The 17,007-nt window shown below is 71.7% G+C and carries 6 protein-coding genes and 2 tRNA genes; 5 read left to right on the forward strand and 3 right to left on the reverse strand.

Annotated elements, in window-relative coordinates; genetic code table 11:
• Together AB0F15_RS03935 and AB0F15_RS03940 are read left to right on the forward strand one after the other, a co-directional pair.
• On the forward strand, nucleotides 1–7,005 hold a 7,005-nt coding region (locus AB0F15_RS03935), incomplete at its 5' end, for an SDR family NAD(P)-dependent oxidoreductase (RefSeq protein ID WP_360264780.1).
• A gap of 108 nt (nucleotides 7,006–7,113) precedes the next feature.
• Nucleotides 7,114–8,682 (forward strand): carbohydrate-binding protein, encoded by a 1,569-nt coding sequence (locus tag AB0F15_RS03940; RefSeq protein ID WP_360264783.1) that lies wholly within the window; start codon nucleotides 7,114–7,116, stop codon nucleotides 8,680–8,682.
• A gap of 17 nt (nucleotides 8,683–8,699) precedes the next feature.
• Here the strand turns inward: AB0F15_RS03940 and AB0F15_RS03945 are convergent, their stop codons facing one another.
• The gene (locus tag AB0F15_RS03945; RefSeq protein WP_360264785.1) at nucleotides 8,700–9,065 is read right to left on the reverse strand and encodes a helix-turn-helix domain-containing protein; all 366 of its coding nucleotides are present in this window, start codon (nucleotides 9,063–9,065) and stop codon (nucleotides 8,700–8,702) included.
• A 66-nt stretch (nucleotides 9,066–9,131) separates the two neighbouring features.
• Between AB0F15_RS03945 and AB0F15_RS03950 the strand changes: the two genes are divergently transcribed.
• Together AB0F15_RS03950 and AB0F15_RS03955 are read left to right on the forward strand one after the other, a co-directional pair.
• Nucleotides 9,132–9,929, forward strand: coding sequence for an NAD(P)H-binding protein (locus tag AB0F15_RS03950; RefSeq protein WP_360264788.1), 798 nt, complete (start codon nucleotides 9,132–9,134; stop codon nucleotides 9,927–9,929).
• On the forward strand, nucleotides 9,926–10,984 hold the full coding sequence (locus AB0F15_RS03955; RefSeq protein ID WP_360264790.1) for a hypothetical protein: 1,059 nt from the start codon (nucleotides 9,926–9,928) through the stop codon (nucleotides 10,982–10,984). Before AB0F15_RS03950 ends, AB0F15_RS03955 begins: the two co-directional genes overlap by 4 nt.
• 1,141 nt (nucleotides 10,985–12,125) lie before the next feature.
• Here the strand turns inward: AB0F15_RS03955 and AB0F15_RS03960 are convergent.
• Nucleotides 12,126–12,199: transfer RNA gene (locus AB0F15_RS03960), tRNA-Pro, on the reverse strand.
• A gap of 78 nt (nucleotides 12,200–12,277) precedes the next feature.
• Between AB0F15_RS03960 and AB0F15_RS03965 the strand changes: the two genes are divergently transcribed.
• Nucleotides 12,278–12,351, forward strand: a tRNA-Gly gene (locus tag AB0F15_RS03965).
• On the opposite strand, the gene AB0F15_RS03970 is transcribed toward AB0F15_RS03965, so the two are convergent.
• Nucleotides 12,303–16,988, reverse strand: coding sequence for a HAMP domain-containing protein (locus AB0F15_RS03970; protein ID WP_360265562.1), 4,686 nt, complete (start codon nucleotides 16,986–16,988; stop codon nucleotides 12,303–12,305). The two genes, AB0F15_RS03965 and AB0F15_RS03970, sit on opposite strands and share 49 nt — an antisense overlap.
• Nucleotides 16,989–17,007: the final 19 nt, after the last annotated feature.

Genomic DNA, 17,007 nt, shown 5'->3' on the forward strand with positions numbered 1-17,007 from the left:
GGCGGCCTGCGCGCGCAGAGCTTCGGGCGACCGGGCCGACAGCACCCAGGGCACGACCCGGCCGGGCTCGCGGCGCTGGCCGGGGACGTCCCGGCGGCCGCCGTCGTCAAGGGGACGGCCGCCGCGGGCAAGGTCGCGATGGTGTTCCCCGGGCAGGGTTCGCAGTGGGCCGGCATGGCCGTGGACCTCCTCGCCGAGGCCCCGGTCTTCGCCGGGCGGATGGCCGAGTGCGCGGTGGCTTTGTCGTCCTTTGTGGACTGGTCGCTGACCGACGTCCTCCGCGACGCCGCGATGCTGGAGCGCGTCGACGTCGTGCAGCCCGCGCTGTTCGCGGTGATGGTCTCCCTCGCGGAGCTCTGGCGGTCGTACGGGGTCGAGCCCGCCGCGGTCGTCGGGCACTCGCAAGGCGAGATCGCCGCGGCCGTCGTGTCGGGTGCCCTGTCGCTCGAGGACGGTGCCCGGGTCGTTGCCCTGCGCAGCCAGGCGATTCTGGCGCTGGCGGGCCAAGGCGGCATGGTCTCGATCGCCGAATCCGCCGATGCGGCGGCGATCCGGATCGCGCCATGGGGCGAGCGGCTGGCGATCGCCGCGATCAACGGCCCGGCCGCGGTGGTCGTCTCCGGGACACCGGACGCGCTCGACGAGCTGGTGGCGGCGTGCACCGATGTCCGCGCGAAGCGGGTCCCGGTCGACTACGCCTCGCACTCCCCGCAGGTGGAACGGATCCGCGAACGCCTCCTCGACGTCCTGGCCCCGGTCCGGCCCCGGGCCGCCACCACCGGCTTCTTCTCCACCGTCACCGGGACCTGGATCGACGGCACCGAACTGGACGCCGGGTACTGGTACACCAACCTCCGCCGTCCGGTCCGGCTCGACACCGCCGTGGCCGCCCTGACCGGCCAGGGCTTCCGCACCTTCGTCGAGGCGTCGCCGCACCCCGTGCTCACCATGGCGATCGGCGGCGGCGAGGTGACCGCCCTCGGCTCGCTGCGCCGCGACGAAGGCGGTCTCGCCCGGTTCCACACCTCCCTGGCCGAAGCCTGGGTGCACGGCGTCGACGTCCGGTGGACCGACGCGTTTCCCGGCGCCCGCACCACCGAGCTGCCCACCTACGCGTTCCAGCGCGCACCCTACTGGCCGCGCCTGGTCGCCGTCGGCGACGCGGGCGGCCTCGGCCTGGCCGCGGCCGAGCACCCGCTGCTCGGTGCCGTCGTCGCACTGGCCGATTCGGGCGGCACGGTGCTCACCGGCAAGCTCTCGCTGACCGGCCTGCCGTGGCTGGCCGACCACCGCGTCGGCGGGGAAGTCCTGCTGCCGGGCACGGCGTTCGTCGAGCTCGCGCTGCGCGCCGGTGACCAGGCGGGCCGCCGCACCCTGGACGAACTCACGCTCGAGACGCCGTTGGTGCTCCCGCCCACGGGCGGGGTGCAGCTCCAGGTTTCGGTGGCCGCCGGCGGTGACCTCGCCATCCACTCGCGTCCGGACGAGTTCACCCCGTGGACCCGCCACGCGACCGGCCTCCTGACCGAAGCGCCGCTTTCACGTGAAAGCTACGGTCCCGAGTGGCCGCCCGCGGGGGCCGAGCGTGCCTCGCTGGACGGCTTTTACCCCGCCATGGCGGCGACTGGTGTCGACTACGGTCCCGCGTTCCGCGGCCTGCGCGCGGTGTGGACCCGGGGGAGCGAAGTCTTCGCCGAGGTCGAGCTGCCCGCGGCCCTGCGTGCCGAGGCGCCCCGGTTCGGCCTGCACCCGGCGCTGCTCGACGCGGCGCTGCACGCGGCCGGGTTCGGTGCCCCGGCACCGGCGGAGGCCGGACCGAAGCTGCCGTTCGCCTGGAGCGGCGTCTCCGTCACCGCGTCCGGCGCGACCGTGCTTCGGGCGGCGTTGACGCGGGCGTCCGGGGACGCCGTCGCGCTGACCTTGGCCGACGAAACGGGCGCCCCGGTCGGCGTGGTCCGGTCGCTGACGCTGCGGACGCCCGCCAAGACCGGGCCCACGCGTGACGCGCTCTTCGCCGTCACCTGGCCCGAGCTGACCGTCACCGACGTGACCACCGGCTTCACGGTGTTCCGGGTGCCGGACGGTTCGGTGCGGGAAACGACCGCGGCGGTCCTGGCGCGCCTTCAGGAATCGCTCGCTTCCGACGAGCTCCTGGTCGTCGTGACGTCGGGGGCGGTCTCGGTCGGCGGCGAGGACGTGCCGAACCTCGCCGCCGCGGCCGTGACCGGCCTGGTGCGGTCGGCCCAGGCCGAAAACCCCGGCCGGTTCGTGCTCCTGGACGCCGGCGACGTCCCGGCGGAACTGCCGGCCGCGGAACCCCAGCTCGCCCTGCGGGCCGGGAAGTGGCACGCACCCCGGCTGGTGCGGGCGTCCACTTCGGACAGCCCACCCGCGTGGGGTACCGGCGCGGTGCTGATCACCGGCGCCTCCGGCCTGCTCGGTGGCCTGGTCGCCCGGCACCTCGTCACCCACCACGGCGTCCGGCGGCTCCTCCTGCTGTCCCGCCGCGGACCCGCGCCCGAGCTCATCGCCGAACTCGCCGAGCTCGGCGCCACGGCGACAGCGGTGGCCTGCGACGCCGCCGACCGCGCGCAGCTGGCGGTGGTCCTCGCCGAGCACGACGTCTCGGCCGTCGTGCACGCGGCCGGCGTCCTCGACGACGGCGTCGTCGAGTCCCTCACCCCGGACCGCCTGGACACCGTCCTGCGGCCGAAAGCCGACGCGGCGCTCAACCTGCACGAACTCACCTCGGACCTGGCGGCGTTCGTCCTGTTCTCCTCCTTCGCCGCCACCATGGGCGGCGCGGGCCAGGCCAACTACGCCGCGGCGAACGCCTACCTCGACGCGCTCGCCCAGCACCGCCGCGCGCGGGGCCTGCCCGCCGTCTCGCTGGCGTGGGGGCTCTGGGCCGAGGCCAGCGCGATGACCGGGCACCTCGCCGAGGCCGACCGGCACCGCATGGCCGGCGCGGGCATGACCCCGCTGGCCACCGAACTCGGCCTGGCGCTGTTCGACCGGGCCGTCGCCGCGGACCAGGCCGTGCTCGCGCCGGTCCGGCTGGACCTCGCGGCCCTGCGACGGCAGCCGGTGACGCCCGCGCTGCTCCACGGCCTGCTGCCCCCGCCGCGTCGGCAGGCCGGTGTCGCCGTCGCCCCGGCTTCGTTCGCCCACCGCCTGGCCGCGCTCGGTGCGGACGACCGCGCCCGGCAGGTCCTCGAGCTCGTCCGGGGGCTCGTCGCGGGGGTGCTCGGGTACGCGTCGGGAGCCGCCGTCGAACCGGCACGCGCGTTCCGAGACCTCGGCTTCGACTCGCTGACCGCCCTCGAACTGCGCAACCGGCTCGCCGCCGAGACCGGGCTGCGGCTGCCGGCGACGCTGGTCTTCGACCACCCGACGCCGCAGGCGCTCACCGGGTACGTGGTCGAGCGGGTTTCCGGGGAGCGGGCGCCGGTGGTGGTGCGGGAGCGCCGGGTGGACGGTGACCCGATCGTCGTCGTCGGCATCGGCTGCCGCTACCCCGGCGGGGTCCGGAGCCCGGAAGACCTCTGGGGCCTGGTCGCCGCGGGCCGCGACGCGATCGCCGGTCTCCCGGACGACCGCGGCTGGGACGCCGACGCGCTGTACGACCCCGACCCGGACCACCCCGGCACCAGCTACGCCAACGAAGGCGGGTTCCTCTACGACGCCGCCGACTTCGACGCGGGCTTCTTCGGCATCGCACCCCGCGAGGCCCTCGCCATGGACCCCCAGCAGCGGCTGCTGCTGGAGACGTCCTGGGAGGCACTGGAACGCGCGGGCATCGACCCGGAGTCGCTGCGCGGCAGCCGGACCGGTGTCTTCGCCGGCGTCATGTACTCCGACTACGCGTCCCGGCCGCTCGCGGTGCCCGAGGGCGTCGAGGGCTTCCTCGGCACCGGCAGCTCGGCGAGCGTGGTGTCCGGCCGCATCGCGTACGCGTTCGGCCTGGAAGGCCCGGCGATCACCGTGGACACGGCGTGCTCGTCGTCGCTGGTCGCGTTGCACCTGGCGAGCCAGGCGCTGCGGCAGGGCGAGTGCGACCTCGCGCTGGCGGGCGGTGTGACGGTGCTTTCGACGCCGGGTGTGTTCCTCGACTTCAGCCGGCAGCGCGGCCTCGCCGCCGACGGCCGGTGCAAGTCGTTCGCCGACGCGGCGGACGGCACCGGCTGGGGCGAAGGAGCCGGGATCCTCGCGGTGGAACGGCTTTCCGACGCCCGGCGGCTCGGGCACCCGGTGCTCGCGGTGGTCCGCGGCACGGCGGTCAACTCGGACGGCGCGTCGAACGGCCTGACCGCCCCGAACGGCCCGGCCCAGCAGCGGGTGATCCGCGCCGCGCTGGCCGCGGCCGGGCTGGAACCGTCCGAAGTGGACGTCGTGGAGGGGCACGGCACCGGCACGACCCTGGGCGACCCGATCGAGGCGCAGGCGATCCTGGCGACCTACGGCCAGGACCGGCCGGCCCCGTTGTGGCTCGGCTCGCTGAAGTCGAACATCGGCCACACGCAGGCCGCGGCCGGGGTGGCGGGCGTCATCAAGATGATCATGGCCATGCGCCACGGCGTCCTGCCGCCGACGTTGCACGTCGACGAGCCGTCGTCCCATGTGGACTGGTCGGCCGGGTCGGTCGAGCTGCTGACCGAGGCTCGGGAGTGGGCTTCCGGCCGGCCGCGGCGGACCGGTGTCTCGTCGTTCGGCGTCAGCGGGACCAACGCGCACGCGATCCTCGAACAAGCCCCGCCGGTGCCGTCGGTCGTCGCCGAGCGTGGCGAAACCGGCGTGCTGCCGTGGGTGCTGTCCGGCCGCAGCGAAGCGGCGCTGCGGGCGCAGGCCGCTCGGTTGCGGGACGTCACCGGGCACCCGGCCGACATCGGGTTGTCCCTGGTTTCCTCGCGGAGCCGGTTCGCGCACCGTGCCGTCGTCCACGGTGGCACCGACGGCGAATTGCTGAGCGGGCTCGCCGCACTGGCGGACGGGCGCTCCGCGCCGAACGTGGTCGCCGGCCGCGAACGGCCCGGCCGGCTCGCGGCGCTGTTCACCGGTCAAGGGGCGCAGCGCGTGGGGATGGGCCGGGAGCTGTCCGCGCGGTTCCCGGTGTACGCCTCGGCCTTCGATGCGGTGCTCGCGCACTTCGGCCCGGAACTGCGCACGGCCTTCGACGACGCCGAACTGCTGAACCGCACGGAGTTCACCCAGCCCGCCTTGTTCGCGATCGAGGTCGCGCTGTTCCGCCTCGTCGCCTCCTTCGGCGTCCGCCCGGACTTCGTGGCAGGCCACTCGATCGGGGAGATCGCGGCTGCGCACGTGGCCGGGGTGTTGTCGCTCGAGGACGCTTGCCGTCTCGTGTCGGCCCGGGCCTCGCTGATGCAGGCCCTGCCGCCGGGCGGGGCGATGGTCTCGATCGCCGCTCCGGAGACCGAGATCGTCCTGACCGGAGGCGTGTCGCTCGCGGCGGTCAACGGCCCGGAGTCGGTGGTCGTCTCCGGCGCCGAGGCCGAGGTACTGGCGATCGCGGCCCGGTTCCCCAAGACCAAGCGGCTGAAGGTGAGTCACGCCTTCCACTCGCCGCTGATGGACCCGATGCTCGAGGACTTCCGCGCGGTCGCCGAGACCTTGACCTACCACCCGGCGGAAATCCCGGTGCTCTCCAACGTGAGCGGTGCTCTCGCCGAGCCGTTCACCGCGGACTACTGGGTGCGGCACGTGCGGGAGGCCGTCCGGTTCGCCGACGCCGTGCGCACCCTCGAAGCCGAGGACGTGACCACGTTCCTGGAGCTGGGCCCCGACGGCGTGCTCAGCGCGATGGCCGAGGAAACCTTCGGCGGGCACTGCGTCGCCGTCCCGGTGCTGCGGCGTGACCGCGGCGAAGAGAGAGCACTGCTCTCCGCGTTGAGCACTGTTCACGTCCACGGCACCGACGTCGGCTGGGCGCCGTTCTTCCCCGGCGCCACCCGCGTCGACCTGCCCACCTACGCCTTCCAGCGGAGCCGCTACTGGCTCGACGCCGTGCTGCCGGAAACGGTGGCACCCGAGGCGAGTGCGGCGCCGGAGGCCGAGCCGATCACCGGGCGGCTGGCGGCCCTCCCGGCCGCCGACCGCCCCGCGTGGCTCCTCGAGTGGGTCCGCGCGGAGGTCGCGGCCACCCTGGGGCATCCGTCGGTCGAGGCGGTCGAGGCGGAGTCGGCCTTCGCCGGACTGGGGTTCACCTCCCTCGGCGTCGTCGAACTGCGCACCCGGATCAGCGCCGCGACCGGGCTCGACCTGCCCGCCGCGCTGGTCTGGGACTACCCGACGGTCGCCGAGCTGACCGAGCACCTCCTGGCGTCGGTCTCCCTGGCGCCGTCGGATCCGGGCGGCGCGCTGGGGACGCTGCTCCGCACGGCCCGGGAAACCGGCCGCACGGCCGAGTTCCGGACGTTCCTGAGCACCGCCGCGCAGTTCCTGCCCGCGTCCCCGTGGACGCCCCGGCTCCGGCGGGCGACGACGGGCGCGTCCCGGCCGCTGCTGTTCGCGTTCGGCACGCTCACCGGCTCGACCCGGTGGTGCGAAGACGTCACCGCGCGGTTCGACGGCGTCCGCGAGACGTGGCTGGTACCCGCGCCGGGCTTCGACGGGGAGACCCCCGCTCCCACCGACCTGGACACGCTGGTCGCGACGGCGGCCGCGGCGATCCGCGCCCGGTCGGACGGTGCGCCGTTCGTCGTGCTGGGGGCGGGCTCGGGCGCGCTGCTCGCCGGCGCGGTGGCGGACGCCGCCGGCGCGACCGGGGTGGTGCTCGCCGACCCGGTGGCCGTGGAGTTCGACGAGCTGCCCGACACCGTCCCGGACGCCGAGCTGACGGCCGTCGGCGCTTACCTGCGGCTGTTCGGCACGCCGCCCGCCGAGCCGCGGGTGCCGGTCCTGGCCCTGAAGACGGGGGAGGACGTGGCGGACGCGGCCCGGCAGATCCACACGTGGCTGGTGGAAGAACTGCCCGCACCGTGCCGGTGACCGGGATGATCCGGCCTCATATCTGATGTTTGATGCAGCAAACCTTGACGCGCCGATTGGAAGGATCTTTTACTAACGGGGTCGCCCACCTCACCCCCGGGAGCAAGCATGTCCTCACTCCGGCGCCTCGCGAGCGCGGCTGCCGCGCTCGCGATCACGGCCAGCGGTCTCGTCTTCGGCTCGCCCCCGGCGTCGGCCCTCGAGAACGGCCTGCTGCGCACCCCGCCGATGGGCTTCAACAACTGGAACTCGACGCAGTGCCGCGCCGAGTTCACCGAAGCGATGATTAAGGGCATCGCGGACATCTTCGTCGGCAAGGGCCTCAAGGACGCCGGCTACACCTACGTCAACATCGACGACTGCTGGGCGCTGCCGTCCCGCAACTCGGCGGGGAACCTGGTGCCCGACCCGGCGCGTTTTCCCAGCGGCATCAAGGCTCTCGCCGACTACGTGCACGCCAAGGGGCTGAAGTTCGGCATCTACACCAGCGCCGGCACGAAGACGTGCAACAAGGCCGGGTTCCCCGGCGCGCTGGACCACGAGCAGCAGGACGCGAACCTGTTCGCCTCCTGGGGCGTCGACTACCTCAAGTACGACAACTGCAACAACCAGGGCGTCGACGCGCAGCAGCGGTACAAGGCGATGCGGGACGCGCTCGCGAAGTCCGGCCGCCCCATCGCGTACTCGATCTGCGAGTGGGGCCAGAACCAGCCGTGGACGTGGGCCGCGCCGGTCGGGAACCTGTGGCGCACCACCGGTGACATCTCCGACAAGTGGTCGAGCATGATCGGCAAGGCGCAGGCCAACCGCAGCCTCGCGCAGTACGCGGGCCCCGGGCACTGGAACGACCCGGACATGCTCGAGGTCGGCAACGGCGGCATGACCGCGACGGAGTACCGCACGCACTTCGGCCTCTGGGCGATGATGGCGGCGCCGCTGCTGATCGGCAGCGACCTGCGCAAGGTGTCGGACGACGACTTCGCGATCCTGAAGAACACCGACGTCATCGCCATCGACCAGGACCCGCTGGGCCGGCAGGCGACGGTGCTGAGTGCGAACGCGGGCCTGGTCGTCTACAGCAAGGTGCTGGCGAACGGCGACCGCGCGGTGGCGCTGTCCAACGAAACGGCGGCGACGGCGACGATCGGCACGACCGCGTCCGCCACGGGGATCGGCGGCGCGTCGTCGTACACGCTGAAAGACCTGTGGAGCAAGGCGACCCGGACGACCACCGGCACGATCAGCGCGTCGGTGCCCTCGCACGCGACGGTGCTGTACCGCGTGTCCCGTGCCGGCGGCTCGACGCGCTACGAAGCGGAGTCGGCTGCGCTTTCGGCGGGCGGCACGATCGACGCGAACCACGCCGGGTACTCGGGAACCGGCTTCGCGAACGGCGCCAACGCCGTCGGCAGCTACGTCGAATGGCAGGTGACGGGCCCGGCGTCGGCACTGACGTTCGGCTACGCGAACGGCACGGCGACGGGCCGCCCGGTGGACATCTCGGTCGACGGCACGGTGGTGGCGACGGCGGTACCGTTCCCGGCGACCGGCGCCTGGACGACGTGGAGCACGGTCGTCCGCCCGATCAGCCTGACCGCCGGTGCGCACACGGTCCGCGTGACCGCGACGACCGCCGACGGCCCGGCGAACCTCGACTACCTGGACGTCTCGCCGTAAGGCTCTGTGCCCGGGGACTACCTGACCGCATCGCGTTCGTCGTAGGCGTGCCTCGCCTCTTCGACCTTGCCGAGGTTGCCCGACCATTCGGCGAGCGTCGCGAACAGCGGGCCGAGGCTGCGGCCCAGCTCGCTGATCTCGTACTCCACCCGCGGCGGCACCTCGGCGTGGTAGGTCCGCACGACGAGGCCGTCGCGCTCCAGCTGCCGCAGCCGCTGGGTGAGCACCTTCGGCGTGATCGTGGCGATGCGGCGCTGCAGTTCGACGAACCGCTGCCGGCCGTATTCGTGGAGCGTCCACAGGATCGGTGTCGTCCACCGGCTGAAGACGATGTCGACCACCGGGGCGATCGGGCAGGCCAGCTCGGGTGTGGTCTCGGTCACTTCAGCGCCTCCGGCCAATACTTTCCTCTAGGTACCTACTATGGATCCGAATGTACCGTCGTCCGCATGATCATGGTTGTGGGAGCGACGGGAAATGTCGGAGCACCGCTGGTGCGGATGCTGGCGGCGGCAGGTGAAGAGGTGACGGCGGTGTCCCGCCGGATCACCGAGGTGCCACCGGGAGTGGTGGCCCGCCAGGGAGATCTGGCGTCACTCGACTTCGCCGGAGTGTCGGCGGTGTTCTTGATGACACCGCCGGGATTTCCGGGCTCGGTGGAGGCGGTGCTGGGCCGGGCGCGCGCGGCGGGTGTCGAGCGGGTGGTGCTGCTGTCGTCCCAGGGCGTCGGGACGGGCCGTCACCCGGCGGTGGCCGAGGAGGCGGTGCGGTCCTCGGGTCTGAAGTGGACAATCCTGCGCCCGGCGGGGTTCGCGTCGAACGCGTTGCAGTGGGCGGAAAGCGTACGCACCGCACGCGAGGTCGCGGCCCCGTTCGGCGACGTGGCCCTTCCGGTGGTCGACCCGGAGGACATCGCTTCGGTGGCGGCGGCGGCGCTGCTTTCGCCGTCACACGAGGGCCAGGTGTACGTCCTGACGGGTCCGTCCCTGGTGTCTCCTCGAGATCAGGCGGCGGCGATCGGCGAGGCGGTGGGGGAGCCGGTGCGATTCGTCCCGCGGACTCGGGAGGAGGCGCTTGCGGTGCTGCTGGGTTTCATGCCACCGGAGGTAGCGGACTCGACGCTGGCCATCCTCGGCACGCCGACGCCCGAGGAGCAGCGGGTGAGCCCGGACGTCCCGCGGGTACTGGGCCGCCCGTCAACCCCGTTCACCGCGTGGGCGTCCCGGTTCGCGGGGGCGTTCAAGTGACGGTCCTGGCCTGGCGGGAGACCGGAGTTCCACCGGCGGGCGCGGAGCTGTTCGCTTCCCTCGATGTGGTGGGCCGCCGGGAGAAGGCGGGTCACCACACGCCGGAGGCGGTCGTCCGAGCCGGCCGGCAGGGGCGTGAGATGATCAGCCGACCGGGAATGTTGCTCAGCGTGGCCGGCGCCGCCGTCGCACTGGTCCTAGTCCTCACCGTGGTGCTGGTACTCGGTGACGAGAAGTCGCCGAAGCCTGGACCACCCGCCCTGGGGGCCGGGTTGGATTCCCTGGTGACGGACTTCACGTCCGGCCTGTCCGTGGATCAGCAGTACCGCCCCCCGTCATCCGACGAACGTCGGATGACGGCGACCGGGTTCGCGGCGATTCTGGACCGCCGGGGCACGGCGGAGTTCGAGAAGCTGGGTTTTTCGATGCGCGACGGCGTCGACCCGGCGACCGGGCGGCCGTACACGATCGCGGTCAACGAGCCCGGCACCGAGCGAGCATGGGGGATGTACGTGATCGACCGGTCGGCGCCACCGACGCTCGTGGTCGAGGTGCCGCACCCGGCATTCGACCTGCAGACAGAGCTGTTCGGCGTCGACCTGTTCCGCCGGGTGCCTGGCGCGGTGCTACTGGTGGCGGGCGCGCACCGGAAGGCCGACGACAGCAAAGCCGACGTCGCGCACGAAGAGAATTCGGTGTTCCACATCGTCGCCACGGCGCTGGCCGGGCGGGGCTTGACGCAGGTCCAGCTCCACGGCTTTCACGACCAGAACCTGCCGTCGACCGACATCGTGCTGTCGTCAGGGGCGACGGTGGCCGGTGATGCGGCCCGGCGGGCGGCTGCGCGGCTGGTTGCGGGCGGGTTCGCCGTGTGCCGCGGATGGGACGAGCGGTGCAAGGGCCTGGAGGGGACGACGAACGTCCAGGGCAAGCTGGCCGCATCCGATGACACGGTCTTCTTGCACGTGGAGATGAGCCGGACAGTCCGCGAGTCCCCGGAGCGCCGGGCGGACGTCGTCCGGGCGCTGGCCGAAGCCGATCTTCGGAAGCCCTAGCACCACAGGGCCATGGTCGATGACGTGGTCGTCGTTGCCGATGAGCATCGACAGGGTGCTGTGCCGGTACCAGGCGTGGTGGAGACGGACCTGGTAGTTGTCCAGCCCTGCTTCGTTTTTGGCCGCTTCCAACCATTCTGCCGGGCGGGCACGCGTACGACATCACGGCCGACGGTGACCCCGTCGCGCAATGAGTGCCCGAGACATGGCGCTACGGCGCGGCCCCTACGCGATGGACGGCATGACTCAACTGTCAGCACAGCCGCGGGCACACTGCTGCCCACGGCCTGCGTCGTCAGTCCGGCTGCGCTGACGAATTCCCGGGCGTCGGCAGCCGCGACGCGGTGCGCACGTTCCTTGGCTTCATTACCGCACCCAAAGGTATCTCTGGCGAGCAGTGGGCCGACGCGAAGCGCAGCGCGACGGAAGTCGGCACGGGCTACGGATTCACGAAACCAGGGCCGCGGACAAACAAGCCGCCCACATTCGGTTTCGAATTGCGGGATCAGTGAGGAGCAACACTGACCCTGTCGTCTGGCACGACCAGGGTCATTTCCATCAAAACGGGCTGCCACCTGACCGCCGAGGCAAAGGCACGAATCGGCGCAAGTGCAACCACGCAGCGGTAGCAAGAAGGCCGATGGTGGCGAGCCACGAACCCCAGCCGGGACAAGAGACGGAACGAAAGTTCGCAGGCACCGAGCGGCATGACGGCGCTGGGCGTTCACCCAGCCCACCGGTCGGCCGATCGACCCCGCGCCGACCACACACCGAGTGGAGGACGCTGCGGGCAGAGGCCAACGTCCGTGACGCCCGGCTCCATGACGCGGCGACAATGCTGCTGGTCCTGAAGGCCCCGCTACCCGCGATCACGGAAGGGCCGGAGTAACGCGGCGCTCGCGAAGCGCTACGACACGTGCCCACCGAAGCCGCGGAGCGAGGTGACGCCGGAGGCGTCATCCGAGCTGGCTGGCAGCGGCACGAGATCGATCGTCGCGAAGTCCCCAAGACCAAGCCCCGGCAGACCTCCCAACCGGCGGCAACCGCACCGTGGGGGTCCGGGGGCTCGGCCCCCGGGTACAACAACGAAGATGAAGGGGGAGGGGCGAGCGCGCCAGCGCGAGCCCACCCCCGAATCGCGTCGGGATGACAGGATTTGAACCTGCGACCCTCCGCTCCCAAAGCGGATGCGCTACCAAGCTGCGCCACATCCCGGGTCCACCCCGGGGGGTGTGTGGTCAGCCTAGCGGGTCACGCTAAGCTTGCGTTGCACCCGGGTACCTCCGGGGGCACGCGGGTGTAGCTCAATGGTAGAGCCCTAGTCTTCCAAACTAGCTACGCGGGTTCGATTCCCGTCACCCGCTCCATTGCCGGCCGGGTCGGCGTCGCGGGTCGAGGCGGCGTCGGCTTCGAGCTTGGCTGCTATCACGTCCAGTAGTTTGTCCGTGTCCACCGGCTTGGTGATGTAGTCGTCCGCGCCGCTGGCGAGGGTGCGGGCGCGGTCCTCGGCGGTGGCCTTGGCTGTGACCGCGATCACCGGGAGGTCGGCGTTGGCCGCCTCGGCGCGGATGGCGGCGATCGTGGCGTTCCCGTCGAGCTCCGGCATCATCACGTCCATCAGGACCAGGGCCGTGTCCTCGTTGCGTTCCAGGGCCCGGATGCCGTCGACGCCCGTCTCCGCGTAGATCACGTCCAGGCCGGCCTGCTCCAGGACCGCCGCCAGGGCGAACACGTTCCTCAGGTCGTCGTCGACGATCAGGACCTTTTCGCCGTGGAAGCGCTTGGGGGTGACGTCCGGGGCCGCCACCAGGACCGTGCTCGGGACCGAGGGCAGGCGGCGGGACGTCAGGGCCGTCAGTGCCGGGTCGACCAGGTTGGCCGCGGCCACCGGGAGGTACAGCGTGAACGTGCTGCCGGTTCCCGGTTCGCTCATCACGCGCAGCTCGCCGCCCAGGAGTTCCGTCAGCTGCTGGCTGATGTTCAAGCCGAGGCCGGTGCCGCCGTACTTGCGGCTCGTCGTGCCGTCCGCCTGGCGGAACGCCTCGAAGATGACCGCCAGTTTCTCCTCGGGGATTCCTATTCCGGTGTCCTCGACGGCGAACGCGATGATGCCGGGTGCGTTCCGGAGCGCCTCCTGCTCGACTTCGGCCGGGTCGGCAGCGCGGATGTGGAGCCGGACGCTGCCCTCGTCGGTGAACTTCGCCGCGTTCGACAGCAGGTTCCGGAGGATCTGCTGGAGCCGGTGCTCGTCCGTGTGGACGCTGCCCGGCACCGGCGGGTCGATGTGGACGGCGAACTCGAGGCCCTTGTCCGCGGTCAGTGGCCGGCACAGCGACTCGACGTAGTCCACCAGTTCCGGGAGCGTGATGTCGGACATCTGCATGTCCAGCCGGCCCGCCTCGACCTTGGCCAGGTCGAGGATGTCGTTGATCAGCTGCTGCAGGTCCGAGCACGCCGCGTAGATCGTCTTCGCGAACTGGATCTGCTTCTCGGTGAGGTTGCCCTCGGGGTTCTCCGACAGCAGCTTCGCCAGGATCAACGCGCTGTTCAGCGGCGTCCGCAGCTCGTGGGACATGTTCGCCATGAACTCGGTCTTGTACTGCGAGGCGACCGTCAGCTGGCCGGCCCGTTCCTCGAGCTCCTGGCGGGCCTGCTCGATCTCGCTGTTCTTGACCTCGATGTCGCGGTTCTGCTGGGCCAGCAGCGCGGCCTTCTCGGCGAGTTCGGTGTTGGACCGCCGCAGCTCGCCCTGCTGCGCCTGCAGCTGCTCGGACCGGGCCCGCAGCTCCTGGGCCAGCCGCTGCGACTCGGTCAGCAGCGCTTCGGTCCGGGAGTTCGACAGGATCGTGTTGACGTTGACGCCGATCGTGTGCCGCAGCTGCTCCAGCAGGTCCTGGTGCACGGTGCTGAACTCGTTGACCGAAGCCAGCTCCAGCACCCCGAGCACCTCGCCCTGGAACAGCACCGGCAGCACGATCAGGTTCACCGGCGCGGCCGAGCCGAGCCCGGACGAGATCAGCGCGTATTCCGGCGGCGCGTGGTGGACCAGGACCGTGCGCTGGTCGACGGCGGCCTGGCCGATCAGGGACTCGCTCATCGCGAACCGCAGCCCCGCGCGGGACTGCGCGAGCCCGTACGCGGCGATGCACTCGAGCACCGTGCCGGCGCGGTCGTCGTCGCGGGCCAGGAAGAACGCGCCCTGCTGCGCCCGGACCAGCGGCGCCAGCTCGGACAGGATCAGCGCGGCGACCGACGCGAGGTCGCGGTGTCCCTGCATCCGACCCGACAGCCGCGCGAGGTTGGTCTTCAGCCAGTCCTGCTCGCGGTTGGTCCTCGTCGTCTCCTTGAGGTTCGCGATCATCTGGTTGATGTTGTCCTTGAGGTCGGCGACCTCGCCGGACGCGTCGACCGTGATGTGCCGGGTCAGGTCGCCCGCCGTCACCGCCGTCGCCACCTGCGCGATCGCCCGGACCTGCGTGGTCAGGTTCCCGGCCAGCTGGTTCACGCTCTCGGTGAGCCGCTGCCAGGTGCCGGACACGCCGTCGACCTCGGCCTGGCCGCCCAACTTGCCCTCGGTGCCGACCTCGCGCGCCACGCGCGTGACCTCGGAAGCGAACGCCGAGAGCTGGTCGACCATCGTGTTCATCGTCGTCTTGAGCTCGAGGATCTCGCCCCGGGCGTCGACGTCGATCTTCTTGGTCAGGTCGCCCTTCGCGACCGCGGTGGTGACCTGGGAGATGTTGCGCACCTGGCTGGTCAGGTTGTGCGCCATGAAGTTGACGTTCTCGGTCAGGTCCTTCCAGGTCCCGGCGACCCCGGGGACGCGGGCCTGGCCGCCGAGGATGCCTTCGGTGCCGACTTCGCGGGCGACGCGGGTGACCTCGTCGGCGAACGCGCGCAGCGTCTCGACCATGCCGTTCAGCGTCTCGGCCAGCGCCGCGACCTCGCCCTGGGCCTCGATGCGGATCTTCTTCGACAGGTCGCCGTTGGCCACCGCGCTCGCCACGGTGGCGATGTTGCGCACCTGATCGGTCAGGTTGTCGGCCATGACGTTGACGTTGTCGGTGAGGTCCTTCCACGTGCCCGCGACGCCGCGGACGCGGGCCTGGCCGCCGAGGATGCCTTCGGTGCCGACTTCACGTGCCACCCGGGTGACCTCGTCCGCGAACGCCGACAGCTGATCCACCATCGTGTTCAAGGTCGTCTTGAGCTCGAGGATTTCGCCGCGGGCGTCGACGGTGATCTTCTGCGTCAGGTCGCCCTTCGCGACCGCCGCCGTCACCTGCGCGATGTTCCGGACCTGATCGGTCAGGTTGTTCGCCATCGAGTTGACGTTGTCGGTGAGGTCCTTCCAGGTCCCGGCGACGCCGGGTACGGCCGCCTGGCCGCCGAGCTTGCCTTCGGTGCCGACCTCGCGGGCGACGCGGGTGACTTCGTCAGCGAAGGCCGAGAGCTGGTCGACCATGGTGTTCAGCGTGTTCTTGAGTTCCAGGATCTCGCCGCGGGCGTCCACCGCGATCTTCTGGGTCAGGTCGCCGCGCGCGACGGCGGTGGCGACCTGGGCGATGTTGCGCACCTGGGTGGTCAGGTTGTTGGCCATGAAGTTGACCGAGCCGGTGAGGTCGCGCCACGTGCCGGCGACGCCGGGGACCTGCGCCTGCCCGCCCAGCTGGCCCTCGGTGCCGACCTCGCGCGCCACCCGGGTGACTTCGTCGGCGAACGCGGACAGCTGGTCCACCATGGTGTTCATGGTCGTCTTGAGCTCGAAGAACTCGCCGCGGGCGTCGACGGTGATCTTCTGGGTCAGGTCGCCCTTCGCCACCGCCGTGGTGACGTGCGAGATGTTCCGGACCTGGTCGGTGAGGTTGTCGGCCATCTGGTTGACCGAGTCGGTGAGGCTGCGCCACGTCCCGGCCGCGCCGGGCACCTCCGCCTGGCCGCCCAGCTTGCCCTCGCTGCCGACCTCGCGCGCCACCCGGGTGACTTCGCCGGCGAACGCCGAGAGCTGGTCGACCATCGTGTTCAGCGTGTTCTTCAGCTGCAGGATCTCGCCGCGGGCGTCGACGTCGATCTTCTTGGTCAGGTCGCCGGTGGCCACCGCGGTCGCGACCTGCGAGATCCCGCGGACCTGGTCGGTCAGGTTGTCGGCCATCAGGTTGACGGAGTCGGTGAGGTCGCGCCACGTCCCGGCGACGCCCGGCACCTTGGCCTGGCCGCCGAGCTTGCCGTCCGAGCCGACCTCGCGGGAGACGCGGGTGACCTCGTCGGCGAAGGCCGAGAGCTGGTCGACCATGGTGTTGATGGTGTTCTTGAGCTCGAGGATCTCGCCGCGGGCGTCGACGTTGATCTTCTGGGTCAGGTCGCCGCGCGCGACGGCGGTGGTGACCTGGGCGATGTTGCGGACCTGCTCGGTGAGGTTGTCGGCCATGAAGTTGACCGAGTCGGTCAGGTCGCGCCAGGTGCCCGACACGCCCGGGACGACGGCCTGGCCGCCGAGACGTCCCTCACCCGCGATCTCGCGGGAGAGCCTCGTCACTTCGGCGGCGAACCTCGACAGCTGGGCGATGAGGCTGTTGACCGTTTTCGCCAGCGTGGCGTACGCGCCCCGCAGCGGGCGGCCGTCGAGGGTGAGCGTCATCGGCTGGGAGAGGTCGCCGTCGGCGACCCCGCCGAGCACGCGTTCCAGTTCGATCGCCGGCCGGGTGAGATCCTCGACCAGGCCGTTGACGGCGTCGACGGCGGTGGTCCAGCCGCCGGGGCCGACCTGGCCTTCGAGCCGCTCGCTGAGCCTGCCTTCCTGCCCGACGGCCGCGCGGACCCGCAGCAGCTCGCTGACCAGCCGCTGGTTGCGCTCGGCGATGTCGTTGAACGCGACGGCGAGCTGCGCCGAGATGCCGTCGCCGTGCGGGACGAGCCGCCGGCGGAAGTTGCCGTCCCCGAGATCCCGCACCGCAACGAGCACCCGCTCCAGCGCGGCCGCTTCGCTCTGGGATTCCGTTGTCATGTGTGCCGACCCTCTCCAC

The sequence above is a fragment of the Amycolatopsis sp. NPDC026612 genome, from assembly GCF_040638285.1.
Taxonomy (GTDB): domain Bacteria; phylum Actinomycetota; class Actinomycetes; order Mycobacteriales; family Pseudonocardiaceae; genus Amycolatopsis.

What these genes read in the sequence shown, in the direction of transcription:
- AB0F15_RS03950 (WP_360264788.1), top strand. Translation starts at nt 9,132, where the DNA reads ATGATCATGGTTGTGGGAGCGACGGGAAATGTCGGAGCACCGCTGGTG.
- AB0F15_RS03940 (WP_360264783.1), top strand. Translation starts at nt 7,114, where the DNA reads ATGTCCTCACTCCGGCGCCTCGCGAGCGCGGCTGCCGCGCTCGCGATC.
- AB0F15_RS03970 (WP_360265562.1), bottom strand. Translation starts at nt 16,988, where the DNA reads ATGACAACGGAATCCCAGAGCGAAGCGGCCGCGCTGGAGCGGGTGCTC.